Raw genomic sequence first — 23974 nt, forward strand, 5'->3', positions numbered from 1 at the left:
TTTGTCATTACCGTCGAGAACTTACCGTTTTCCGAGTCTTTGCTTAGCGGCAGCTTGTCTGCTTTCTCGCTTGAAAATCTGCTCGTTTGAATCTTTCTCGTGTCAAAACAGGTTAAGTGCTTTCAAACTCGGTTTGCCTGACTCTTGCCGCTAGCAGACGGTATTGATCGGCTATTGTGTTGCCGAATACTGGGTCTTCATCATCATGAAGCCATTGGCTTTCGACCGCCCGCCAATCTGCCGCAGTAAAAACTTTGGCTATTTTCGGAAGAACATCTCTCTCTTCCATTTCCAAATGCCCCTTCTGCCGCGAAATGAACTCTTCCAGCTGCAATGCAAACATGTCTGATGGGATCACTGCATCGTGCAATATCATTTCTACCGTATTTTGAAACGCTTCTGTCACTTTAGATAAGGCTACGTGCTCCTTCTCAAGATCATCGATTTTTTGCTGGTTTCCATAGTGGTTGGCAAAATGAAGGTAAAGAATGTCTTCTTTCGGGTGGTGTGTTTTCTGTGAGTGAATAGCTAAATAATCAATGATCTCTTTAACTAAGCTGTAGTTAATGGTTTTCTCATTTCTTAGCTGCTCAAGCTTGGAACTCAAAATCGCCAACAAACGAACCATATAACCATGTTCTCGCCTTATTTTTTCTATAATCATGGCTTCATTCCTCTTTTTATCCTCAATTTGAGTTTAAGAATGAGAAAAGAAGCCTTCCTTGATATCGATTAAAAATTAATCAATTTCAGGTTGCCAATTTACAGGAGTGTGACCTTGCTTCTGCAAAATATGATTGGTTTGCGAAAAATGACCGCACCCAAAAAAACCTCGATGAGCGGAAAGCGGAGACGGATGAGGTGCCGCAAGTACATGATGTTTATTTCTATCAATCATGCGTCCTTTCTTCTGAGCATGCGCACCCCAAAGTAAAAACACCACGCCTTCTCTATGCTGATTAACTGCTTCTATTACCTTGTCGGTAAAGGTTTCCCAGCCTGTTTTTGCATGGGAATGCGCTTGCCCTTGTTCGACCGTTAACACGGTATTGAGCATCAAAACGCCTTGCTGTGCCCAACTTTTCAGATAACCGTGGTCAGGAATGGTGAAATTAGGAATGTCTTGCGCCAATTCTTTATACATATTAACGAGAGAAGGCGGCGATTTAATGCCAGGTAAAACCGAGAAACACAAGCCATGAGCCTGATTGGGTCCGTGATAAGGATCTTGGCCAAGCAAAACCACTCTCACATCATGAAACTCAGTGAACCTAAACGCATTAAAAACATCGCTTTCCGGTGGGTAGATGACTTTTCCATTAGCACGCTCTTGCCGAACAAATTCCATTGTCTCTGAAAAATAGGCGTTTTTTTTCTCTTCACCAATAACGTCGTGCCAAGTTAGCGACTCGCTCATAATACCCTCACATTCATTCCAATAGAGATTCCCAAACTAGGGGAATTGATCTTAGAAAGGATACCGAGTTCGTTTTTGGGTAGCTAGGGCCTGTTAGCCTTTCGAGATGTTTTTTACGAAGATGTGTGGAATATAAGAACAAAAAAGAACCCAAGCCTTGGTTTGGCTTGGGTTTTAGATCACTCCAAACACACTGGTTGGGAGCGTATTACCTTATCGCTTGGCAGGTCTGCTTTGCTGTGGCGTTCTCCAATGCCCAGTACCTCTATGGTATCGGTTAGGCAAAGGTAACGGTTTTGGCGCAGAGCTGTTTGTCGTAGAACCGACAGGTGCTTGGCTATTCATAAGTCACTCCTCACATAAGAGTACAAATTCTGTTTTCTCATCTCAGTATTTCTTATGAAAGATCAGTGCCAACTTATCTAATTTTCCTGTGAGTTTTGGTAGTACATGCGGAGTGCTTGTATCTCATCTTTCCATATCTCCGGCTCTATGGTCTCTAGAATCAAAGGGATACCATCAAATCGTGTATCTTGTGCGATGTATTGAAAACAATCCCAGCCAATTTCTCCCTTACCCAATGAATGGTGCCTATCGACACGGCTAGCAAATTCCACTTTGGAGTCATTAAGATGCATTGCACGTAAATAGTGCATTCCCACAATGTTTTCGAACGCGCTAAAAGTCTGCTCACAAGCTTCAAACGTTCTAAGGTCATAACCTGCTGTAAAAGCGTGACAAGTATCGATGCATACACCGACTCGAGATTTATCTTCGACTTGGTTAATGATCTCGGCAAGATGTTCAAATCGCCACCCTAGGTTTGTTCCTTGCCCTGCAGTGTTCTCTATCACCGCAATTACATTGGGAACGGCCTGATGAGCGATATTGATCGATTCTGCAATTAGAGATAAACACTCCTGCTCAGATATCTTCTTTAGGTGGCTACCCGGATGAAAATTCAACAACTTCAATCCCAGTTGTTCGCAACGTACCATCTCATCAATAAAGGCAGCCCTAGATTTTTCTAATTTCTCTTGTTCGGGCGCACCAAGATTAATCAGGTACGAATCGTGAGGAAGAATGGTGTCAGCACTGAACCCATATACTTCACACTGTTTTTTAAAGGCAGTAATGGTGTCCTCTTCCAAAGGCTTCGCTACCCATTGCCTTTGGTTTTTTGTAAAAAGAGCAAAAGCATTTGCTCCGATCTCTTTCGCTCTCTGAGGGGCTTTATCGACCCCACCGGCAGCAGAAACATGTGCACCAATGTATTTCATATGCTCTCTTGTAATTGTGACTGAAAGTCTTTCACCAATGCTACCCAACCATTGACCTCGAGTCACTATCGATGAATACCACACCTTATTTTGTAGTAAAATTACAACAAATATAGATATAAAATATTTTTGATAACTTAAAATAAATTGTAAATACTTTGTTTTATAAAGATTAATTGATTTAGCTCAATAAATTTACTGGTCGATTTTTAATAAAAGTCGTTGTTTTTTGACGTAAATCAATATTATCTCAAAGGTTATTGGTTATATAATAGCTAGCTCGACACAAAATCGAAATTTACATCAAAATTCATCACCACGTACGTGGACTAGGAGACAGGAATGATCCAAGGTATTCAAATTACTAAAGCGGCAAACGACGATCTACTTAACTCAATCTGGCTATTGGATAACGATAAAAATGAAGCGCGTTGTGTAGCAGCTAACGCAGGCTACGAAGCTGATCAAGTTATTCCTGCATCTGACCTAGGTGAATTCGAAAGCCGTGAAGTGGCGATTGAAACCGCACCACGTATCGAAGGTGGTCAACACCTAAACGTGAACGTTCTTAAGCGTGAAACGTTAGAAGATGCGGTAAACAACCCAGAGAACTACCCTCAGCTAACAATTCGTGTTTCTGGCTACGCGGTACGTTTTAACTCTCTGACTCAAGAACAGCAACGCGACGTTATTGCTCGTACGTTTACAGAGTCTCTATAAGATAAGCTGATTGAATACCCTTCGGGGTTATCAGATAAAAAAACAGCGCTCAATGAGCGCTGTTTTTTTATAGGTTGCAGGCTTTGGGAACTTCGCTGCTTGTTATTTTTGAACTCGACGAAGTACTGCTTTTAATGCGTCAAAATCGTTGTCCAACTCTTCCGACAACAACTCCATCGCAGCGTGCTTCGCAAGTGGTGCTGGGACATCGATATCCGCACCTAGAACGTCATCGACCACTTCCTTGAATTTAGCTGGGTGAGCAGTACACAAGAAGAGCCCTGTTTCGCCTTCTTGAAGTTGCTCATCTAGAACGCGATACGCTATCGCGCCGTGCGGCTCGCATAAGTAGCCCTTATCATTCAGCTCTCGAACTGAATCAGCACTTTGCTCGTCTGTCACTGCACCTTTGCCCAACGTATCCAAACCCCAGCCTTGTAACTGGCAAAGCTCTTCAATACGTGGCCAATTGTTTGGCTGGCTGACATCCATGGCATTTGATGTAGTTGCAACTGTTGGTTTTGGATCCCACTTCCCTGTATCTAGGTAGCGAGGTACCGTATCATTTGCATTTGTTGCTGCAATGAAACGCTTGATAGGCAAACCAATTGCTTTCGCTAATAAACCTGCTGTTAAGTTACCAAAGTTGCCACTTGGTACTGAAATAACAAGGTTCTCACGCTCTGCTTTGCTCATTTGAGCTGCTGCTTCAAAGTAGTAGCAGATTTGCGCCATCAAACGGCTGATGTTGATAGAGTTCGCAGAGTTTAGACCGATCTCTTCGCGTAACGCAGAATCATCAAATGCGTTTTTCACTAGTGACTGACACGCATCAAAATCGGCGTTGATCGCCACTGTGTGGATATTTTTACCCAATGTACAGAACAGCTTTTCTTGCATAGGGCTGATCTTGCCTTTCGGGTAAAGAATCACAACATTGATGTTTTCCATACCATAGAAAGCATGCGCTACGGCTGCACCCGTATCACCAGATGTCGCGGTGAGGATGGTAATTTTGCCACCATCTGATACCGCAGCCAGTGATTGCGCCATAAAGCGACCACCGAAATCTTTAAACGCAAGAGTCGGTCCGTGGAAAAGCTCCAGCGCATAAACGCCATCTTTTACTTGCTTGATTGGCGCAGGGAATTGGAACGCAGCATCAACCAGTTGGTTTACTTGCTCCGCTGATAATTCTTCACCAATAAAAGCAGAAAGAATTTTGCTACTGCGTGTAACGAAATCTTCATCAAGCAGCGCATCGATATCTTCAAACTTGGGCAGTTCTGAAGGAAAAAATAAGCCTTGGTTACGGCCTAATCCTTGGCGCACGGCTTGGCCAAAGGATACTTGTTCGTCATTTTCTTTGATGTTGTAAAGCTTCATAGCTCACTTCCTGTTACGGTTGATCCCTGCTTGTCTAAACGGCAAACATGAACAAACCCTTCCTCATTTTGTACGTAATTCTGTTCTAACCAACGCGCTACGCGCTCGGCGACATCTTTTTCTTTGCAAATACTGAACAGCGTCGGACCGCTACCAGAAATACCTGTAGCTAGGGCACCCGCGGTTGCAGCGTATTTACGAGCATCGGCGAAGCCAGGTAGCAGTCTCTCACGATATGGTTCTGCGATCACGTCTTTGATCATCTTAGCTGCAAGCTCTGGTTGGCCTGAGTGACATGCATGAATAAAGCCCCCAAGGTGACGACCGTGCGCAATGATGTCCTGACGTCGATATTGAGAGGGCAGAATCTCACGCGCTTCGGCCGTAGAAACTTTAATCCCAGGATAAGCCATAACCCAATACCATTCATCGAAGCATGGTACTTCTTGTGAAATGATACCCAGCTCCTCGAGCATCAGTTGCAACCCGCCAAGGTAACAAGGCGCGACGTTGTCATAATGAATGCCACCAGAAATTTGACCTTCCATTTCTCCCATCAACGCCAGAAGTTCCATTTTGTTGAGTGGGTTTTGGTGGAATTGATTTAGTGCGTCCAGCGCCGCGACAATAGAACACGCACTGGAGCCAAGCCCCGACCCTATCGGCATGTTCTTTTCTAGCACCATGTGTACTGGTTTTAGCGGTACACTTTTTTTATCAAGCTCGCGTGCAAACACACGCCAGCAATCGTAAACAATATTTTCTTTTGGGTTGGTTGGTAGCTTGCTGACAAAATCGCCCGCAGTATCAAGAGTAAACGACTCAGCGCCTTCTTTTACCAATACACGGTCACCTAAAAGCGTGCCATCAACTGGAGAAACCGCAGCACCAAGCACATCAAAGCCAACACTCACATTGCCTATAGAGGCAGGAGCATAAACCACTACACTCATTCTTATACTCCTAATTTCCAGCCTAACGTACGCATAACATCAGCAAATACACCTGCTGCCGTAACCTCTGTACCTGCACCATAACCACGAAGCACTAACGGAATCGGTTGATAGTAGCGGCTGTAGAATGCCAAGGCATTTTCACCGTCTTTAATCTTAAACATCGGATCGTTTTCATCCACAGCAGCAATGCTCACTTTACAGTTTCCATCCAAGATTTCGCCGATATAACGAAGCACTTTGCCTTCTTCTGCAGCATTCTTAGAAAGTTCACTGAAGTGTGCATCAGCTTCTGGCAGCCTTTCCATAAACTCTTCCACGCTGCCGCTATCATCGAAACCAGGAGGTAATGCCGCTTCAACTACAACATCATCCAACTCCAGTTCAAAACCCGCTTCACGTGCCAATATAAGAAGTTTTCGAGCCACATCCATACCAGACAAATCATCGCGCGGATCCGGTTCGGTGAATCCATTATCTTTTGCAATATTAGTCGCTTGGCTCAGCGTCATGCCTTCATCCAACTTGCCAAAGATGTAAGACAAAGAACCAGAAAGGATGCCGTTAAATTTCTCTAATTCATCGCCAGCTGAAATCAAGTTTTGTAAGTTTTCAATAACCGGAAGCCCAGCCCCTACCGTTGTTTCGTACATAAGCTTACGGCGAGAAGAGCGAGCAACATCGCGTAATTGATGGTAGTAAGCCATGCTTGCTGTGTTCGCTTTTTTGTTTGGCGTTACCACGTGGAATCCAGCGGCCAGGAAATCCGCGTATTGGTTCGCAATATCTTCACTCGATGTGCAATCAACCAGTACTGGGTTGATGATGTGGTTACGCTGAACCAAAGCAATTAGGCGAGCAAGACTCAATTCTTCTGTCGCGTGTGTCATGCGATCACGCCAGTGATCCAGAGGTAAGCCTTTGCTGTCTAAAAGTAAGCCCTTGCTGTTTGCTAATCCGCAAACTCGAATAACGATGCCTTTATCTGCCAGCTTGGCTTGTTGGCGCTCTATCTGATCGACCAACTCACCACCTACACCGCCGACACCAACCACAAATACATCAAGGAAGTGTTTCGAATTGAACAGGTTTTCATGACACGCTTTGATAGCTTCAGATACTTTATCTTCAGGAATCACAGCGGAAATCGCACGCTCTGAAGAACCTTGAGCAATCGCAACAACGTTCACATTCACTTCCGTTAGAGACGCAAAGAAACGAGATGCAACACCGCGAGAAGTACGCATACCATCACCCACAAGCGTTACGATGGCGACATCATTTATGAACTCAACAGGCTCTAGCAAACCATCTTTTAGTTCGAGTTCAAATGCGTCACTCAATACTTGCTCTGCGTTGGCTTTATCGGCTTGTTCAATACAGAAGCTGATGCTGTATTCAGATGAAGACTGCGTAATCAAAACAATGGAAATACCGGCTGATGACATTGCTCCGAACACTCGGCTTGCCATACCAACCATGCCCTTCATACCAGGACCAGATACGTTCACCATAGTCAGTTTACTAAGGGTCGTGATACCTTTGATTGCAAGGTTGTCTTCACCTGTGTCTTGCCCAATTAGCGTACCCGCGCCTTGCGGGTTAAAGCTGTTTTTGATCAGACAAGGAATGTGGAATTGAGCGATAGGCGCAATAGTCTTTGGATGCAGAACGGAAGCACCAAAGTATGAAAGCTCCATCGCTTCTTGATAACTAAGAGATTTAAGTAAACGAGCATCATCAACCAAGCGAGGATCGCAGTTGTATACCCCATCAACATCAGTCCAAATTTCGCAACACTCAGCACGCAAGCAAGCAGCTAACACAGCAGCGGAATAATCGGAGCCGTTACGCCCAAGCGTCACTAACTCACCTTTATCATTACCAGCAGTAAAACCAGGCATGATGTAGACATGATCTTTTGGAAGAGGATTGTTTCGGAAATTTTGTGTAGACACTTCCACATCGACCATCGCTTCTAGATGGTCACCCTTAGCGACGAGGTATTCGACAGGATCGATGAGAAAAGATGGGTGCCCTTTGGCTTCCAATACTGCTTTCATTAGCTGAATGGAAATTCGTTCACCTTTACTGATGATACGAGCATTGACGTTGTTCGGACACATACCCAAAAGGTTGATTCCGTGAACAAACTGCTTCAACTGATTTAAAGAAGTTTTTAATTGATTTGAAAAACCTGCGCTGGCGAGATCGGGCACGTGTTTTTTAACGTCATCGAACAAAGCTTGCAGAGATGACTCAAGCTCTGCGATTTGCAAATCTGCCTCACCATTACGCAATGCCCCTTCAATAACAGACACCAATTTGTTGGTTGTCTTCCCTGGTGCTGAAAGTACTACAGCGACTTGCTCTTGCTTTGCGTTGTTTGCAATGATGTCCGCCGCTCTCAAAAAGCGATCTGCGTCTGCTAGCGACGATCCACCAAATTTTAAAACTCGCATCCCTTCCTCCGGTATATTTTAAACCTGCATAAAAAAAGGCCTGTATCTCGTGGGATACAGGCCTTTTTTTGAAATTTCTTTCGCTTACCAGCCCGCCCCAACAATTCGAATGTCGGTAATAATAATGGTGGTAGTCACTATTGAGCGGTGATTAAGCATGAATATATTTTATCTTATCGTGTACGTGTGTTTGCTTACATTTACGTTTACCGATTTTCTGTATCAGAGTCAATGAAAAGATTATTTTTTTTGCTTTTTACTCGACTCAGTGAAAGATGAGACTTAGAACATTGCGCGACAAAAATATTAATAATCAACTTATTATTTGAGCCAATCATAAATCTTCGCTCAGTTATTATAAAATTTGTGCATATATAAGCGAATCATCATTCTTTGACAAAATACTGTGTTTAGGTGAGTATGATCCCAGAGTATGATCAATCCCGAAAAAAAGATCGTTGTAGCTTTACAGATACGCTATATTCACTAAGTAGATTATTCAGCAGGGAGGCAAAATATGAAGAAACTATTTCTCGTAATGAGTCTGCTCGCTATTCCTGCAACTTCTTTTGCTGAAAGCCTACCACTACTCAACCCTGAGAAACCATCTTCACACAGCTGGTTTATATCGAGTCAATCTCAACCAAATACTCAGTTTGATAGTTGGCAAATAGACAGTGGCTATTCCTACAATCTATTTGATTCTGTTGACTTGTATGTTGGCGCAAGTATCACGAATTCAGAATCACCTCGTTATAACGGTTTCTTAAGTGGAGTGAACTACACGTTTAATGAATCTTTTTCAGTAAACAGTAGCCTTAGAGCTTCAAAATCCTACGAAGATAACAGCAGCAACCCACAAGAAAAGCTGATTTCGGCTGAACTGTCTAGCCGATTAAAATTATCTGAAAATTTAGATATCCACGCGACCTTAGATTACGAAGAGCTTCAAAAAGGTGGCGTTGAAGTTGGATTAGGCTTCCGCTTCTAAATCCAACTCCAACCATTCTGAGCCTGTTAGCTCACTTTCAACTCTTCTTTAGAAATGACAATCCCATTCCAATCGGAATACAGGTAATCCCCAGGTTGAATCATTTGTCCTTGAATCGTTAGACCAACTTGAGTTTCACCTATGTCTCTTTTCTCTGTTTTGAAAGGGCAGGAAGTTAACGCTTTCACGCCTAAGTCTATTTCAGATAACGCTCCAACATCTCGAACCGCCCCCCAAATCACGACTCCCTCCCATTGGTTGTTTAGAGCGGTTAATGCAACTTGGTCTCCCATTAGAGCTCGCTCACTTGAACCATTGCCATCGACAACCAATACTTTTCCTTTTCCATTCTCTTTTAGCATTTCTTTCACTTTGGAATTGTCGTGAAAACAACGCACAGTGACTATCTCCCCCCAAAACGCAGCTCTTTGCCCAAAGTTTTGTAGAGGTAAGTCGAGTAAGGTTAATTGGTCTTCATACTGATCACAGAGATCAGGCAGTAAGTCTTTCATGAATCCTCCTTGAAATATTCCTGCTTATTTAACTATAAACTGTGGATCCCCTTATGCCACCTGAAGCACTAAAATTCATAGGTAGGTAAAGCTCGCCACAAGTTACATATCCGTTTTCCTAAGGTATACAACCGCTAAGGCATCGGTTTTACCTTGCTTTCAAATTTACCTATATTTTCTATCTCTCCGGTAACAAATGCTAAATACAGCTCACCGGATTCCACGTAATAAATGGCATTTTGGTCAAATGCCTTTGCTAAATCCAAGCCATTTTGTAGTGATATTTCTACAGCATAGCTGGCTTCACTCCACTCTAAATTGATGTCGCCAGCCAACAAATGTAGCGTTTTATTGAGTTGTAACAGCGACTCTAACTGTGAATTTCTTCGCAGATTTTCCTCATCACTCAGTATTATACTTCTTGGATTACAAGCAGTTATTACGCAAAAACTGGAAAAACCGATTGTTTGGTCTATGTAAAAGAATGTTTCTACATAGGCTTGTTTGAGAGTGCTATCAATCTGCATAAAAATTTCAACTTTTTATATACATTTACTATCTATTCTTGTTAGTTTTCTTCTATTGATATAAATCAACAAAGTGAATGGAATTGGAATTTGGGCGTTGTTAGCAAGCTGTTAACAATATAAAATCCAGTTCAGCAAATGGCAGAAAGCAAGCATGACATAGGATTTAGTCTTACAAAATCAGACTTCCAAGGACGGCGTACCGTGTGAAGGTGGTGTTTTTTTGCGTAGTATCGTTTATTATCAAGAACACTTTACCTGTATGTTATTTTTCTGCCTAGAATTTATTCTATTAGCACAGTTTTAGTTACAATTTAGGTACCGCCAATGCAAACCCCGCAGATTCTCATCGTTGAAGATGAGCAAGTAACCCGCAATACGCTGAAAAGCATTTTCGAAGCAGAGGGATATACTGTCTACGAAGCAAGTGATGGTGAAGAAATGCATCGTGTACTTGCTGACAACCAAGTTAACTTGGTTATCATGGATATCAACCTACCAGGTAAAAATGGTCTGTTGCTGGCGCGCGAACTCCGCGAGCAAGCAAATGTAGCACTCATGTTCCTGACAGGTCGTGATAACGAAGTAGACAAGATCCTAGGTCTAGAAATTGGAGCGGATGACTACATCACCAAGCCATTCAACCCTCGTGAATTAACGATTCGTGCTCGTAATCTTCTCAATCGTTCTATGACGAATGGCGTTGTTCAAGAAGAAAAACGCAGCGTCGAAAAGTATGAATTTAATGGTTGGGAATTAGACATCAACAGTCGCTCTCTTGTTAGCCCTTCTGGCGACAGCTATAAGCTTCCTCGTTCTGAATTCCGAGCATTGCTTCACTTCTGTGAAAACCCAGGCAAGATTCAAACACGTGCCGACCTTCTGAAGAAGATGACCGGTCGCGAGCTTAAGCCACACGATCGTACAGTAGACGTTACCATTCGCCGTATTCGTAAGCATTTTGAATCGGTTGCAGACACACCAGAAATCATCGCCACCATCCACGGTGAAGGTTACCGCTTTTGTGGTGATTTAGACGAGTAAGCCTACGCGCTTATAGTAAAAAGCCGATGAATCCATCGGCTTTTTTTGTACATGTAACCTCTACCAAGAACTAGTAAACGCTGTCCACTTTCACTTTTTCTTGCGTCAGCCAGTATGTGTTTTCTGTATCAGCCAGCTGCAACCCAACATCCACACTCTCAATGTCACTCAATGGCATATCCGTGCTAAATGCGACTTCCCAACGGTTGCCACTATGGTTGCGTACGTCAATGCTTTCCAACGCGACCCATTGCACTAAATCGCCCTGCTTTATGATGAGAGCACTTGCATCCAAATCTGCAGGTAAATCTTCACGTCCCTCTAGATAAAGAGATCCGTGAAGCAATAGACCTTGTTCACCATCAATACCCGGCATTTTGTTTAACCAGAGGTTCACCGTCATTCGCACGGTTGCGCCAGCAATGGTCTCTTGCGCAGTACTTTTTTCCCAAGGCACTTGATTAGCATCTCTATCTTGTTGTGCACACCCAGCCACAGCTAATACCGCCATTAAGGCAAGCTTTTTCATTTTATTTTCCTTTTTCGTTTTCTAACCACGCTTTAAGAATATCGATATCGGGTTGATAACCATTGCGAATCTCTTCGACCCAATCGTGTATATTTTCCCACCATGCTGCCAGCTCTGGTGATTGCGCTTTTTGTGCCACACTTTGAATGTGTTTTAGGCCAATGGAGCCCGCTGCTCCTTTGATTTTATGTGCTTCGGATACAATGCCAGCCTGATCCTTCGCCGTCATATTGGAATCCAATACATCCATGTAGCTCGGCATCATATCTTCAAACAATTTAATGCTGTCAAATACTGGACCTGTCCCCACTATTCCAACGTAGGATTCTAGCATTTCCAGATCTAAGATTTGATTCGTTATCTGTGTTTCAGCAGGGGTACTAACTTCTTGTTCTTCTTTACATTCATTTTCAACATTACTGGAAGAAAAATCAGAAAGTGATAGCGCTTTTTTGATGCCTTTCACTGATAACGGCTTGCTGATTACTTCATCCATTCCGTTCTGGAAGTACTCATCTTTATCCTTCAACACGTTGGCAGTAAGAGCGACGAGTGGAGGAAGGTGTTCATAGTGATCTCTGAAGTATGCCGCTACATCAAACCCAGTCATGTCCGGTAATTGAATATCCAACAAAACCAAATCAAAGTCGCTTGGCTTAAATAAGGCGATCGCTTCTTCACCCGTCATTGCGACCTCTACGCTGTGCCCAAGGCTTTCAAGTAATGAACGTGCAACGGTAACATTCAGCTCGATATCTTCGACCATGAAGATTCGTAAATGGCGATCGGAACTTGGTGCAACAACTGACTCTTGAGGGTCTATCTCGACTAGCGGTGCTTTTAACGTAACGGTAAAGGTGCTTCCAAACCCTTCTTCACTTGATGCAACAATATCGCCTCCCATCATGTTAATTAGTTGATGAGAAACCGCTAAACCAATACCTGTTCCAACGGCGTGTAAGTTGTCTTTGCCCGATTTCACTTGGTAATACATCGCAAAGATTTTCTCTAGTTCCGCGTCTGGAATACCTATGCCGGTATCTTCGATTTCGATAACAATCTCAGCCTGATCGGTAAATATTTCGGCACTCACGCTCATCACCACGCCACCTTCTTTGGTGAATTTCATGGCATTGCTGATTAAGTTCCACAGTACTTGGCGAAGGCGAGTGGCATCCACATCGATGCCCGACGGTAATTCTGTTAGCCTTTCTAAATCGAAACGAAGCCCTTTCTGTTCTGCCATCAAGCTCGACAAGCTTTCGATTTCTAAAACGAACTCGGTAAAGTCCAAAGTTTTGGGGAACAGCTCCAATTTGCGACGATCAAACTTATCCATATCAATGATGTCATTGAATATGTTGCCCAGACTGACCGCAGACACATTGATGGTTTGCATGTATTGGCGCTGCTCTTGAGATAGCTTGGTATCCAGTAACATTCGACTTAAACCCACAATACCGTTCAATGGTGTACGCAGTTCATGGCTAATTGTCGAAATAAACGTGGTTTTGTCCTGACTCGCTTTTTCTAACGCATCTTGGTATTTTTTCCGCTCAGTGATATCACGACCAAACCCAACCAAACCGAGGTGCTTACCCTCTTTGCTGTAAAACGGCACCTTTCGCAATTCAAAATACGCTTTTTTGCCATCGGGGTATTCCAGCCACTGCTCGTAAGTGAGTGAGTTATTGTGCGAAAAAACTTGCTCATCGGTTTCCACAACTTGCTGCGCGACTTCCTTGCTGTATACATCCCAAGGCGTCAAGCCCACTAGATCGTGTTCGCGCTTGCCCGTTAGATCTTCCATTGCGCGGTTACAGCCAGAGAACTCCCCTTTGGCGTTGCGGTAATAAATCAAGTCGGGAGACGCATCAATAAAGGAACGAAGTAACGCCGTTCTTTCCGCCAATTCCACTTGCGCTTTTTCCCTTTGGAAGACTTCGTTTTCCATATCAGTGAGCAATTGCTCACGCGCGACTTCGACTTTTTGTCTTTCTTCTATTTCTAGGTTGAGCTGCAATATGTTTTCTTGCAGCTGTTGATTCAGTTCCTGATCGCGCGATCGCATATCTTTAAGTTTGGATACCAACTTGGAAAGACGCTGACGTGATTCTTCCAGCTGATCCACCACCACAGAAAGGAAGTAGACCGCCCATGGTGTGATCACCAAACCAAAGAAAACGGAGCGAACAATATCGATATTGTCGACAGTACCTTGTAGGGCAAGCGTAATTCCTACCTGAACAAATACCGCGAGAGCAACTAAGGCTAATGCCAAAAGAATGGAGAAACGCACAATCCCTAATTTGACCAACAAGTCGACATAGTATTGCGCCAAGTTTTTCATCGGCTTCATGAAAGCTCCGTATAAAATGAGGGTGGCAGCGTGACAGAAATCCGTATTGTAACGGTAGCCAAAAAAAGATTCTTATTGATGCTTCACATCCACGTTAAAACAATGAATTCAAACAAATTGAGACTGATTTCGTCCCTTCTGTTTGGCTTTGTATAACGCTTGGTCCGCCATAGCCACCAATTGGCTGGGCACTTCTGATATCGCCGGAATGTATGACACGATGCCGATGCTTAAAGTAATGCGATCCGCTACACCAGAGTGTTCATGAACAATATTCAAATCATGAACGTATTGATGAATATTTTCTGCAACTCGCTTCGCCCCTTCCGATGTTGTGTCGGGTAAAATAAAGGCAAACTCTTCTCCACCATATCGCGCAACACAGTCAGAAGCTCGAGAGAGTACCTTCTCGAAAGTCGACGCAAGAGCAATAAGCGCAGAGTCCCCTTTTTGGTGACCATAGTTGTCGTTGTAGTCTTTAAAATGGTCTACGTCGCACAGCATGACGGTCAGGGGCTTGTGCTGACGAACGTGCAAACGCCATAACAACTCTAGCTGCTCATCGAAGCGTCGGCGATTCGCAACTTTTGTTAAGCCATCAATGAAGCTCAGTTTCTCCAGCTCTCGATTTGCTTTTTCGAGTTGCTCTTCCACGATGAATCGTTCAGAGACATCTCGCGCCATGACCAACACACCGTTTGTACCTGATGCAGGGTTCCGATAGGGTGCTTTTACTACGTCGTACCAAGTAACATCACCATTACTGTGTTCGATACGATCGATATAGCGTAGCGAGGTGCCTTCCTGCATTACTTTGTCGTCACTGTCTTTGTAGCGCATGTAAGCTTTGCGAGAAACAACCTCTTCCACTCGCTTACCAATCAAATCATTAGGTGTTGCGACCCCAAGAGCTTCAACATAAGGCTGATTACAGGCTTCATAAATTCGATTTTGGTTGAATAAACCAATCGGATCGGGGCTGGCTTCTAATATCGATTGCAATATCGTGTCACGCTGTGCGAGGGCAATTTCAGTGTCTTTACTGCGCTCCATTTCATCGCGCAATATTTGCTGGCTGTTATGCCAGTCGGTCACATCAAGACTAATACCGATACTGCCTATCACATCGCCGTTTTCATCGGTTAGCATTTTAATATGAGTCTCTAACAAGCAAGCATGACCATCTGAAGACGTAGTCCAGCGCTGCTGACCGTGCTTTTGCTGGCTCAGCTGTTTCGCACTTTTAGTGCCTTCACTTGACCTTCCTTTCCAAAAAAGATCGAACGCTCTATTGCTCCCGATCAGCTCCCCATTTTTATCTGTATAAAAAACTGGCTGCGAGATGGAGTCCAAGACCCGCTTTGAAATCAGCAAATCTTGCTGCTTTTCATCAAGCTCACTTTCGGTCGATTGATAAGGTGTTAAGTACAAAATCCAAGCTTTCTTCCCTAAGTAAGCTGTTTTTCGTCCCGATAAGGTGGTGTTTACTTCATGATGCTGTGAAACAGAAAATCGATAGGATAGATTCTTGCGCTGGTCATCAAACGCGTCATTCAATAGATGGAGCAAATCGGTTGAAGAAACCGAATTAGGGAAAAGGTATTGCTCCCCTACTCGCCTAATGGCCAAAAGTTGAAGAGCTTCCGTATTCGCATCAAGTAGCTTGCCACTATGAGCATCGATGGCAATCATGGCCGTTGGGGTATTTTGAATCAGCTCATTGAGTTGCCTTTGAAAATACAACTTCGCACCAATTGCCAGGCTGAATCCTACCAATATCGCGAAAATATCGATACCAAACCCGTGGGTGTTATCCCAAAGCCAGTGAATAAATTCTTCCATCGTGATCGTCGCTCTTGATTGCCCGTCCAGATTGTACACAAATAGGGGAATGAGCGCTTAAATGAATTATTCAACTAACCGTTTGGGATCAACAAATTCATAGGGTTGGTTAAGTAAACTTCCTTGTGCGCCTAGCTTATCCAGATGGTGCCCAATTTCAGTCATCGCCAGCCAGCGCTGTTCACACCACATCGGAGCCAGTAAAGTTGGCCTTCTCGCTGTCGCTGAAACTCTATGATAAACAACCTCAGGTGGTGTCCTGCGAATCATCTCAGACGCAATATCCACGTACCATTCAAGTTCTGGCGCAACGAGCCTTTCTGCCAGCCAACTTTTAGCCATGATGCTTCCATCTACAATATGAAGAGGGTGAAGCTTAATACCGTCTGTGCCCACATCGACAACTTTGTCTATAGTCTCTATACAATCCAGCTTACCCTCTCCTGGTAGCCCGACAATAAGATGAGTACACACTTTGATGCCCAACTGTCGCGCTTTTTGAGTAATGCGCGAGTAGCACTCAAAATCATGCCCTCGGTTTATCCGTTTCAGCGTATTGTTGTTTGCTGTCTGCAACCCCAATTCCAGCCAGATTTCATACCCTTTACTCAAGTATTCGGTCAGTAATTCCAGTACAGCATCTGGCACGCAGTCCGGTCGGGTGCCAACACACAAACCCACAATATCCGCTTGTTCCAACGCTTCTTCATACATACTGCGTAACACTTGCACTTCAGCGTACGTGCTGGTGTATGCCTGGAAATAGGCTAGGTACTTTTTCGCTCGACTTATCTCACCCGCTCTATCTGCGAGTTGCTCTTTAATGCTCTTAACTTGAGCTTGCTCATCAGCAAACGAAGCCACATTACAAAAAGTGCAGCCTCCTCGACCAATCGTTCCATCTCGGTTTGGGCAATTAAATCCACCATGCAACGTCAATTTATGAACTTTCTCACCGTACCTCCGCTGTAGGTCTTGCCCCAACGTATTGACCGACTCGTGCAATTGTTTCATGGCTATGAGTTAACACCTCTACAAAAGAATCTTCTTTAAGATCGAAAAACTTGTGTCATATGAACGAAAAAACATCAAACGAGAATCATTCTCATTTATGTAATTTAATTACATATCACCGAAAATTATCACCAAATTGTAGAAGCACGAAAAAGATGAATTACGAACAAAAATCAATAAAGATGCAGAAAATACAGGATTTTTTGCAGATGTTATCGTTTTTTTAAGCTAAAACTGCATAAATCAGCTGAAAAAACACACATTCTGCGTTAAGTTTGGATGGAATTTACTATTACAAAAATGTAGGATAGTTACACAAATCACGTTTTTTTGAGCAATGTCGGCCAATAAAAGAGCGCGAATAAATCGGAAGATATCCATTCCCTCCAATACAAATGCCTAAAAATCAGGCGAATCATAATGGATATCACCAAGGATTAGTTATCTTCGCTAATTATATTTCCGCGAAGAACAGAAAGGATTCAGACCATCAACATAGATGGTTTCGATTTCATAATTAAAAGGAACAGGTGCGTTTACGCGAGTAACCCGCGCCTGTAATAAACTGGAAGGAAGTATCTATGGTAGATAGAGAGCAAAAGACACAAGGTCTATACACTCCCGAATTGGAGCATGACGCTTGTGGTATCGGTTTTGTTGCTCACCTAAAAAACCGTAAATCTCATGATGTAGTGACGCAGGCGCTTGATATGCTTGCTCGCATGGAACACCGCGGCGGTCAGGGTTGTGATCCGTGTTCGGGTGACGGTGCTGGTATTTTACTGCAGAAGCCACACGAATTCCTGTTGGAAGAAACGGTTAAGCTTGGCATTAAATTGCCTTCTTTTGAAAAATACGGTGCGGGTGTTGTCCTCTTCCCTAAAGATGAGCACAAACGTGCACAATGCCGAGATATTCTTGAACGTAATGCAAAGCGCTTAGATCTTGAAGTTCTAGGCTATCGTGTTCTCCCTGTCGATAACTCCATGATTGGTGCTGATCCTCTTAGCACTGAACCTCAGTTTGAGCACGTCTTTATCACAGGCGGTCCGGGTACGACACCAGAAGAACTGGAGCGTAAACTTTATGTTCTGCGAAACTACACCGTCCGTGTTTGCTTAGAAAGTGTGTCGAACATTGGGGATGATTTCTACATCAACTCCATGTCGTACAAAACCATTGTCTACAAAGGGCAGCTAACCACAGAACAAGTGCCTCAGTACTTCTTGGATCTGCAAAACCCTACAATGGTTACTGCGCTGGCATTGGTTCACTCTCGCTTCTCTACCAATACATTCCCAAGATGGCGTTTAGCTCAGCCTTTCCGTTACATTGCACACAACGGTGAAATCAACACTGTTCGCGGCAACCTTAACTGGATGAAAGCGCGTGAAGCCATTTTGGAATCTGACCTGTTTACTCAGGCAGAAATCGACATGCTGCTGCCTATCTGTCAGGAAGGTAGCTCAGACTCATCTAACTTTGATATGGCGCTTGAGCTCCTAGTACTTTCTGGTCGTAGCTTGCCTCATGCTCTTATGATGATGATCCCTGAAGCTTGGCAAGAAAACAAAAATATGGACCCAACGCGCCGTGCGTTTTACCAGTACCATGCCAATATCATGGAACCTTGGGATGGTCCTGCTTCTGTTTGTTTCACCGACGGTGTTCAAGTAGGGGCAACACTTGACCGTAACGGTCTGCGCCCTTCTCGCTACACAGTGACCAAAGACGACTTCCTAGTCATGGCATCAGAATCTGGTGTGGTTGAAATCGAGCCAGAGAACGTTGAATTCCGTGGTCGCTTACAACCTGGTCGTATCTTCGTTGCCGACTTAGAACAAGGTCGCATCATTTCTGATGAAGAAGTGAAAGATGGCATTGCCAATGCACAGCCTTATGAGCAGTGGGTGGAAGACAACCTTCTGAGCCTGAAAGGGCTACCAGAAGCCGGTAACAAACACCACCAGCCAAGTTCAGAGCGCTTGATGCATCATCAGCAAGCGTTTGGTGTGAGCTCGGAAGAAGTCAATGAAATCATCGTACCAATGGCAAAAGATGGTAAAGAGCCGTTGAGCGCTATGGGTGCCGACTGGCCGCTGGCTGTACTGTCACATCAATCTCAGCACTTATCTAACTACTTTAAGCAGCTTTTTGCTCAGGTAACCAACCCACCAATCGATCCAATTCGTGAGCGTATGGTGATGTCTTTGAATACCTACTTAGGTAAAGACCAAAACCTGCTAGCCGAAACCCCTGAACACTGTCAGAAAGTAGAGCTGGAATCCCCTGTTCTTTCGAATGCCGAGCTAGAAAAACTGCGCGCAATCGACAACGAGCACTTGCAAGCTAAAACACTCGACATTGTATTCCGAGCAAGCGAAGAAGAAGGCAAGCTTGAGCGAGCATTGAAGCGCATTTGCCAATACGCAGAAGATGCCGTGATTGATGGCTACTCCATCATCCTGCTGACTGACCGTGCCGTTAACTCTAACCACGCAGCTATCCCAGCAATGCTGGCTGTTGGCGCTGTTCACCACCACTTGATCCGTAAAGGGTTACGTGCGAAGTGTGACATCGTTGTAGAAACAGGTGATGCGCGTGAAACGCACCACTTTGCAACGCTATGTGGCTACGGTGCAAATGCCGTAAACCCATACTTGGTAACAGAAACCATTATCGATCTTCAGAAGAAGCGTAAGCTCGATCCTGAAACGCCTTCGGATGTTCTATTCGAAAACTACCGTAAGGGCGTCAATGGTGGCTTGCTCAAGATCTTCTCTAAGATGGGTATCTCAACATTGCAGTCGTACCACGGTGCGCAAATCTTCGAAGCGTTGGGTATTAGCAAATCTGTCGTAGAAAAATACTTCACAGGTACGGTGACACGTATCGAAGGTTTAACCATTGATGACATTGCCAAAGAAGTATTGGTTCGTCACCGCGTCGGTTACCCAACACGTGAAATCCCAGTACAAGTACTGGATGTAGGTGGGGTTTATCAGTGGAAACAGCGTGGTGAAAAGCACCTGTTCAACCCTGAAACCATTTCTTTGCTACAGCAATCGACACGAAACAAAGATTTTGGTCAGTTCAAGCAATACGCGAAAGCGGTCGATGACCAAGGTGATGATGCAGCAACACTGCGTAGCCAGTTGGACTTCATTAAGAACCCAGCAGGATCGATTCCTCTTGAAGAAGTAGAGCCTATCGAAAGTATCCTAAAACGCTTTGCGACAGGTGCAATGTCTTTCGGTTCTATCTCATATGAAGCGCACTCCACACTAGCCGTTGCGATGAACCGCATTGGTGCGAAATCGAACTCAGGTGAAGGTGGTGAAGACCCTGCGCGTTTCGAGCGTAAGAAAAATGGCGACTGGGAACGCTCTGCTATCAAGCAGGTGGCATCGGGTCGTTTTGGTGTAACGTCATACTACTTAACTAACGCTGACGAAATCCAAATCAAGATGGCGCAGGGTGCGAAACCTGGTGAAGGTGGACAACTGCCTGGTGACAAAGTCGATGATTGGATTGGTGCTACTCGCCACTCAACTCCAGGAGTTGGTCTGATTTCACCACCACCACACCACGATATCTACTCTATCGAAGATTTGGCACAGCTCATTTACGATCTGAAAAACGCCAACCGAAAAGGTCGTGTGAACGTGAAGCTGGTTTCTGAAGCAGGCGTGGGTACGATCGCCTCTGGTGTTGCTAAAGCAAAAGCTGATGTCGTTCTCATTGCCGGATTCGATGGTGGTACAGGTGCTTCGCCAATGTCTTCAATCCGTCACACGGGATTGCCGTGGGAATTGGGCTTGGCAGAAACGCACCAGACCCTTCTTAAGAATGGTTTGCGTAACCGCATAGTGGTTCAGTCTGATGGTCAGATGAAAACCCCTCGTGATTTAGCCATGGCGACACTTCTCGGTGCAGAAGAATGGGGCGTGGCAACAGCCGCTCTTGTCGTTGAAGGTTGTATCATGATGCGTAAGTGTCATAAGAACACTTGCCCAGTTGGTATCGCAACACAAAACAAAACGCTACGTGAACGATTCGATGGTCGCGTAGAAGATGTCGTGACTTTCTTCCAATACATGGCAGAAGGCTTACGTGAAATTATGGCTGAACTTGGTTTCCGCTCTATCGCTGAAATGGTAGGTCAGTCTCACAAGTTGAAAGTGCGTGAAAACATCGCTCACTGGAAGTACAAAAACCTAGACCTTTCACCTGTCTTGCACATCGAGCAAGCGCGTGAAGAAGACGGTGTTTACAACCAGAAAGAGCAGAACCACAACTTGGAAGAAGTACTGGATCGCCAGTTGATTCAACTGGCACAGCCAGCTCTAGAATTCGGTGAACCAGTCAGTGCAACACTGCCTATCATCAACACCGACCGCAGTGCTGGTACCATGCTTTCCAACGAAATATCCAAAGTCTACAAAGACCAAGGATTACCTCAACCAATGAACGTTAAGTTCCACGGTAGTGCTGGTCAGTCGTTTGGCGCATTCCTTGCGAAAGGTGTGAAATTCGAAGTGGAAGGTGATGCGAACGATTACTGGGGTAAAGGCTTATCAGGCGGTACTTTGGTGCTATATCCAGACGCCAAATCCAGCATTGTCGCGGAAGACAACATCGTTGTAGGTAACGTATGTTTCTACGGCGCAACCTCCGGTGAATCCTACATTCGTGGTCTAGCTGGTGAGCGTTTCTGTGTTCGTAACTCTGGTGCCAAGGTAGTTGTTGAAGGTGTAGGTGACCACGGTTGTGAATACATGACAGGTGGTACAGCCGTTATTCTTGGCTCTACAGGTCGTAACTTCGCGGCAGGCATGAGCGGCGGTGTCGCTTACGTTTGGGATACAGCAGGTGATTTCGAAACCAAGCTGAATGCTGAACTGGTCGATTTAGACCCAATTGAACAAGAAGATAAAGACCTGCTACTCGACATGCTGACCAAGCACGTTGAATTCACAGGAAGTGAAGTTGCTCAGTCTTTCCTTGATAATTTTGAAGCAAGCTTAACCACTATGGTGAAAGTTATGCCGCGTGATTACAAAGCGGTACTTCAAAAGCGTAAAGCGGAAGCAGAACAGAAAGAAGAAGTGGAGGCAGTATAATGGGTAAGCCTACTGGATTTTTAGAGCATGGTCGTGAGCTTCCAAGAAAGCTTGACCCTAGCGTTCGAATTGAAAACAACAAAGAATTTGTGCTGAACGAAGAGTTCGGCACCAAAATCAATACTCAAGCTTCTCGCTGTATGGATTGTGGTGTGCCATTTTGTCATAACGGCTGCCCTATCGGCAATATCATTCCTGAATTTAATGATGCAGTCTTTCGCGACAGCTGGGAAGAGGCGTGGAACATTCTAAGTTCCACCAATAACTTCCCAGAATTTACCGGCCGCGTATGCCCTGCTCCTTGTGAGAGTTCGTGTGTATTGGGTATTAACCAAGATCCAATCACCATCTGTAACATCGAGAAAACCATCGTTGAAACGGCGTATCGCGAAGGTTATGCCAAACCGAAAACACCGCGTTCACGTACAGGTAAAACTGTGGCTATCATCGGCAGTGGTCCTGCTGGTCTATCTGCTGCAGAACAGCTTAATAGTGCGGGCCACTTAGTCACGGTATTCGAACGTGATGAAAAAGTGGGTGGCTTACTGCGCTTTGGTATTCCTGACTTCAAACTCAGCATGTCTGTTATTGATCGTAAAATCGATTTAATGGAAAAAGCGGGCATCAAGTTTGTTGTGAATGCGCACATTGGTGTAGACATCAACGCAGTGCAACTTCGTCAAGACTTCGATGTGGTATTGCTAACGGGTGGTTCTACGGTACCACGCGATTTACCAGTACCGGGTCGTGAACTGAACGGCGTGCACTTTGCGATGGAGTTCTTAGGTCAGAACAACCGCCGTGCAAACGACATGGATCTGAAAACCAAAGAAATTCACGCCAAAGGCAAAAATGTTGTCGTGATTGGTGGTGGTGACACAGGTTCTGACTGTGTGGGTACTTCTAACCGTCACAAAGCGGCGAGCATCACTCAGGTTGAAATCATGCCGATTCCACCAGAGAAACGACCTGCTAACATGCCATGGCCTCAATACCCAATGATCATGCGCACCTCTACTTCCCACGAAGAAGGGTGTGACCGCCACTGGAATATCCTGACCAAAGAATTTGTCGGTAACGATGAAGGTCAAGTAACGGGTTTACGTATTGCCGATATCGTATGGCAAGACGCCAAACCTGGTGAGCGTCCATCATTTGATGAAGTTGCTGGAAGTGAGCGCGTGATTCCATGTGATTTGGCTTTCTTGGCCATGGGTTTCTTGCACCCAGAACCAACCGGTATTCTTGCGCAATTGGATATCAAGCTTGATGAGCGCGGTAACGTTGCTACTCAAGATTTCCAAACGAACCAAAAAGGTGTATTTGCTGCAGGTGATATGCGTACTGGACAATCACTAGTGGTTCGTTGCATCAATGAAGGGCGCGAATCTGCTCGCGCTATTGATGCCCATTTAATGGGCAACACCAATTTAGAAGCAAAAGCCGATTCGCTGATGCTTTCAGTATAAAAATAGGCAAAGCGATACGTTGCTTTGCCAACTCCTTCCTGAACTTTGCCAGCAACATTTGTTGCTGGCATTTTTTTGCCTTCAATTGTGAATAAAATGTTAAAAACATCATTCTAACTCATTGTTTACATGACAAATAAACGAGGCAAATCACCAAATTTCCTTAGTTATACCGACAAATATCCAATAACTTGACGTTTTCTATCATTAGCTATAGGTTGTGAAGCTGGTGATAACAAAATGACACCGCAATGTTAAGAAAACAGAGAGTTTGGCAACTATAATTACTACGCCACTCCACATAACTATAAAAATATAAGTTACACAATTCCCTTACCAGGAAGGT

General features: G+C 44.4%; 18 protein-coding genes and 1 other annotated feature. Of the genes, 5 read left to right on the plus strand and 13 right to left on the minus strand.

Annotated elements, in window-relative coordinates; all coding sequences use genetic code 11:
• Positions 1-112 precede the first annotated feature (112 nt).
• The 4 genes from CW749_RS11990 to nfo form a co-directional block, all read right to left on the minus strand.
• The gene (locus CW749_RS11990) at positions 113-664 is read right to left on the minus strand and encodes a hemerythrin domain-containing protein (protein ID WP_101112374.1); all 552 of its coding nucleotides are present in this window, start codon (positions 662-664) and stop codon (positions 113-115) included.
• A 75-nt stretch (positions 665-739) separates the two neighbouring features.
• Positions 740-1417, minus strand: a complete 678-nt coding sequence (ung, locus tag CW749_RS11995) for a uracil-DNA glycosylase (protein ID WP_101112375.1) — start codon at positions 1415-1417, stop codon at positions 740-742.
• 213 nt (positions 1418-1630) lie between these two features.
• Complete coding sequence (locus tag CW749_RS28545) at positions 1631-1762, minus strand: hypothetical protein (RefSeq protein ID WP_263422434.1); 132 nt, start codon at positions 1760-1762, stop codon at positions 1631-1633.
• A gap of 77 nt (positions 1763-1839) precedes the next feature.
• Entirely contained in the window at positions 1840-2697 is an 858-nt protein-coding gene (gene nfo, locus CW749_RS12000) for a deoxyribonuclease IV (protein ID WP_101112376.1), read from the minus strand.
• Positions 2698-3039: 342 nt separating this feature from the next.
• Between nfo and grcA the strand changes: the two genes are divergently transcribed.
• Entirely contained in the window at positions 3040-3417 is a 378-nt protein-coding gene (grcA, locus tag CW749_RS12005) for an autonomous glycyl radical cofactor GrcA (RefSeq protein WP_101112377.1), read from the plus strand.
• A 102-nt stretch (positions 3418-3519) separates the two neighbouring features.
• Here grcA and thrC read toward each other — a convergent pair whose 3' ends face one another.
• Genes thrC through thrA form a run of 3 tightly spaced genes read right to left on the minus strand, consistent with a single transcriptional unit; the run spans position 3520 to position 8218 of the window.
• On the minus strand, positions 3520-4803 hold the full coding sequence (gene thrC / locus CW749_RS12010; protein ID WP_101112378.1) for a threonine synthase: 1284 nt from the start codon (positions 4801-4803) through the stop codon (positions 3520-3522).
• Entirely contained in the window at positions 4800-5756 is a 957-nt protein-coding gene (gene thrB / locus CW749_RS12015) for a homoserine kinase (protein ID WP_101112379.1), read from the minus strand. The genes thrC and thrB overlap by 4 nt, the downstream gene beginning before the upstream one ends.
• A gap of 2 nt (positions 5757-5758) precedes the next feature.
• Entirely contained in the window at positions 5759-8218 is a 2460-nt protein-coding gene (gene thrA / locus CW749_RS12020) for a bifunctional aspartate kinase/homoserine dehydrogenase I (protein WP_101112380.1), read from the minus strand.
• Positions 8219-8247: 29 nt separating this feature from the next.
• Positions 8248-8372 (minus strand) — a sequence feature (Thr leader region).
• Between the two features lie 363 nt (positions 8373-8735).
• Here thrA and CW749_RS12025 point away from each other — a divergent pair.
• On the plus strand, positions 8736-9209 hold the full coding sequence (locus tag CW749_RS12025; protein ID WP_101112381.1) for a ribonuclease regulator: 474 nt from the start codon (positions 8736-8738) through the stop codon (positions 9207-9209).
• Positions 9210-9235: 26 nt separating this feature from the next.
• Here the strand turns inward: CW749_RS12025 and CW749_RS12030 are convergent, their stop codons facing one another.
• Positions 9236-9721 (minus strand): putative 4-hydroxy-4-methyl-2-oxoglutarate aldolase, encoded by a 486-nt coding sequence (locus CW749_RS12030; RefSeq protein WP_101112382.1) that lies wholly within the window; start codon positions 9719-9721, stop codon positions 9236-9238.
• A 134-nt stretch (positions 9722-9855) separates the two neighbouring features.
• On the minus strand, positions 9856-10248 hold the full coding sequence (locus tag CW749_RS12035; RefSeq protein ID WP_101112383.1) for a DUF3293 domain-containing protein: 393 nt from the start codon (positions 10246-10248) through the stop codon (positions 9856-9858).
• A 327-nt stretch (positions 10249-10575) separates the two neighbouring features.
• Between CW749_RS12035 and arcA the strand changes: the two genes are divergently transcribed.
• Entirely contained in the window at positions 10576-11292 is a 717-nt protein-coding gene (arcA, locus tag CW749_RS12040; RefSeq protein WP_101112384.1) for a two-component system response regulator ArcA, read from the plus strand.
• Between the two features lie 70 nt (positions 11293-11362).
• Here the strand turns inward: arcA and CW749_RS12045 are convergent, their stop codons facing one another.
• The 4 genes from CW749_RS12045 to CW749_RS12060 all read right to left on the minus strand — a co-directional run bounded on the left by CW749_RS12045 (position 11363) and on the right by CW749_RS12060 (position 17036).
• Positions 11363-11821 (minus strand): hypothetical protein, encoded by a 459-nt coding sequence (locus tag CW749_RS12045; protein ID WP_101112385.1) that lies wholly within the window; start codon positions 11819-11821, stop codon positions 11363-11365.
• Position 11822: 1 nt separating this feature from the next.
• Complete coding sequence (arcB, locus tag CW749_RS12050; protein ID WP_101112386.1) at positions 11823-14180, minus strand: aerobic respiration two-component sensor histidine kinase ArcB; 2358 nt, start codon at positions 14178-14180, stop codon at positions 11823-11825.
• A 108-nt stretch (positions 14181-14288) separates the two neighbouring features.
• Positions 14289-16022, minus strand: a complete 1734-nt coding sequence (locus tag CW749_RS12055) for a GGDEF domain-containing protein (RefSeq protein ID WP_101112387.1) — start codon at positions 16020-16022, stop codon at positions 14289-14291.
• Between the two features lie 66 nt (positions 16023-16088).
• Positions 16089-17036 (minus strand): TIGR01212 family radical SAM protein, encoded by a 948-nt coding sequence (locus CW749_RS12060; protein ID WP_101112388.1) that lies wholly within the window; start codon positions 17034-17036, stop codon positions 16089-16091.
• A gap of 581 nt (positions 17037-17617) precedes the next feature.
• Here CW749_RS12060 and gltB point away from each other — a divergent pair.
• Both gltB and CW749_RS12070 read left to right on the plus strand, forming a co-directional pair.
• Entirely contained in the window at positions 17618-22159 is a 4542-nt protein-coding gene (gene gltB / locus CW749_RS12065; RefSeq protein WP_101112389.1) for a glutamate synthase large subunit, read from the plus strand.
• Positions 22159-23628 carry a glutamate synthase subunit beta gene (locus CW749_RS12070; protein WP_101112390.1) on the plus strand — a complete coding sequence of 490 codons (1470 nt, stop codon included), beginning with the start codon at positions 22159-22161 and terminating at the stop codon, positions 23626-23628. The genes gltB and CW749_RS12070 overlap by 1 nt, the downstream gene beginning before the upstream one ends.
• Positions 23629-23974 lie beyond the last annotated feature (346 nt).

The organism is Vibrio sp. vnigr-6D03 (assembly GCF_002835515.1).
In the GTDB taxonomy this organism is placed as follows: Bacteria; Pseudomonadota; Gammaproteobacteria; order Enterobacterales; family Vibrionaceae; genus Vibrio; species Vibrio penaeicida.

What these genes read in the sequence shown, in the direction of transcription:
- grcA (WP_101112377.1), top strand. Translation starts at nt 3,040, where the DNA reads ATGATCCAAGGTATTCAAATTACTAAAGCGGCAAACGACGATCTACTT.
- thrA (WP_101112380.1), bottom strand. Translation starts at nt 8,218, where the DNA reads ATGCGAGTTTTAAAATTTGGTGGATCGTCGCTAGCAGACGCAGATCGC.
- thrC (WP_101112378.1), bottom strand. Translation starts at nt 4,803, where the DNA reads ATGAAGCTTTACAACATCAAAGAAAATGACGAACAAGTATCCTTTGGC.
- CW749_RS28545 (WP_263422434.1), bottom strand. Translation starts at nt 1,762, where the DNA reads ATGAATAGCCAAGCACCTGTCGGTTCTACGACAAACAGCTCTGCGCCA.
- CW749_RS12055 (WP_101112387.1), bottom strand. Translation starts at nt 16,022, where the DNA reads ATGGAAGAATTTATTCACTGGCTTTGGGATAACACCCACGGGTTTGGT.
- CW749_RS12025 (WP_101112381.1), top strand. Translation starts at nt 8,736, where the DNA reads ATGAAGAAACTATTTCTCGTAATGAGTCTGCTCGCTATTCCTGCAACT.
- arcB (WP_101112386.1), bottom strand. Translation starts at nt 14,180, where the DNA reads ATGAAGCCGATGAAAAACTTGGCGCAATACTATGTCGACTTGTTGGTC.
- CW749_RS12060 (WP_101112388.1), bottom strand. Translation starts at nt 17,036, where the DNA reads ATGAAACAATTGCACGAGTCGGTCAATACGTTGGGGCAAGACCTACAG.
- gltB (WP_101112389.1), top strand. Translation starts at nt 17,618, where the DNA reads ATGGTAGATAGAGAGCAAAAGACACAAGGTCTATACACTCCCGAATTG.
- CW749_RS12035 (WP_101112383.1), bottom strand. Translation starts at nt 10,248, where the DNA reads ATGCAGATTGATAGCACTCTCAAACAAGCCTATGTAGAAACATTCTTT.
- CW749_RS11990 (WP_101112374.1), bottom strand. Translation starts at nt 664, where the DNA reads ATGATTATAGAAAAAATAAGGCGAGAACATGGTTATATGGTTCGTTTG.
- nfo (WP_101112376.1), bottom strand. Translation starts at nt 2,697, where the DNA reads ATGAAATACATTGGTGCACATGTTTCTGCTGCCGGTGGGGTCGATAAA.
- thrB (WP_101112379.1), bottom strand. Translation starts at nt 5,756, where the DNA reads ATGAGTGTAGTGGTTTATGCTCCTGCCTCTATAGGCAATGTGAGTGTT.
- CW749_RS12045 (WP_101112385.1), bottom strand. Translation starts at nt 11,821, where the DNA reads ATGAAAAAGCTTGCCTTAATGGCGGTATTAGCTGTGGCTGGGTGTGCA.
- CW749_RS12030 (WP_101112382.1), bottom strand. Translation starts at nt 9,721, where the DNA reads ATGAAAGACTTACTGCCTGATCTCTGTGATCAGTATGAAGACCAATTA.
- CW749_RS12070 (WP_101112390.1), top strand. Translation starts at nt 22,159, where the DNA reads ATGGGTAAGCCTACTGGATTTTTAGAGCATGGTCGTGAGCTTCCAAGA.
- ung (WP_101112375.1), bottom strand. Translation starts at nt 1,417, where the DNA reads ATGAGCGAGTCGCTAACTTGGCACGACGTTATTGGTGAAGAGAAAAAA.
- arcA (WP_101112384.1), top strand. Translation starts at nt 10,576, where the DNA reads ATGCAAACCCCGCAGATTCTCATCGTTGAAGATGAGCAAGTAACCCGC.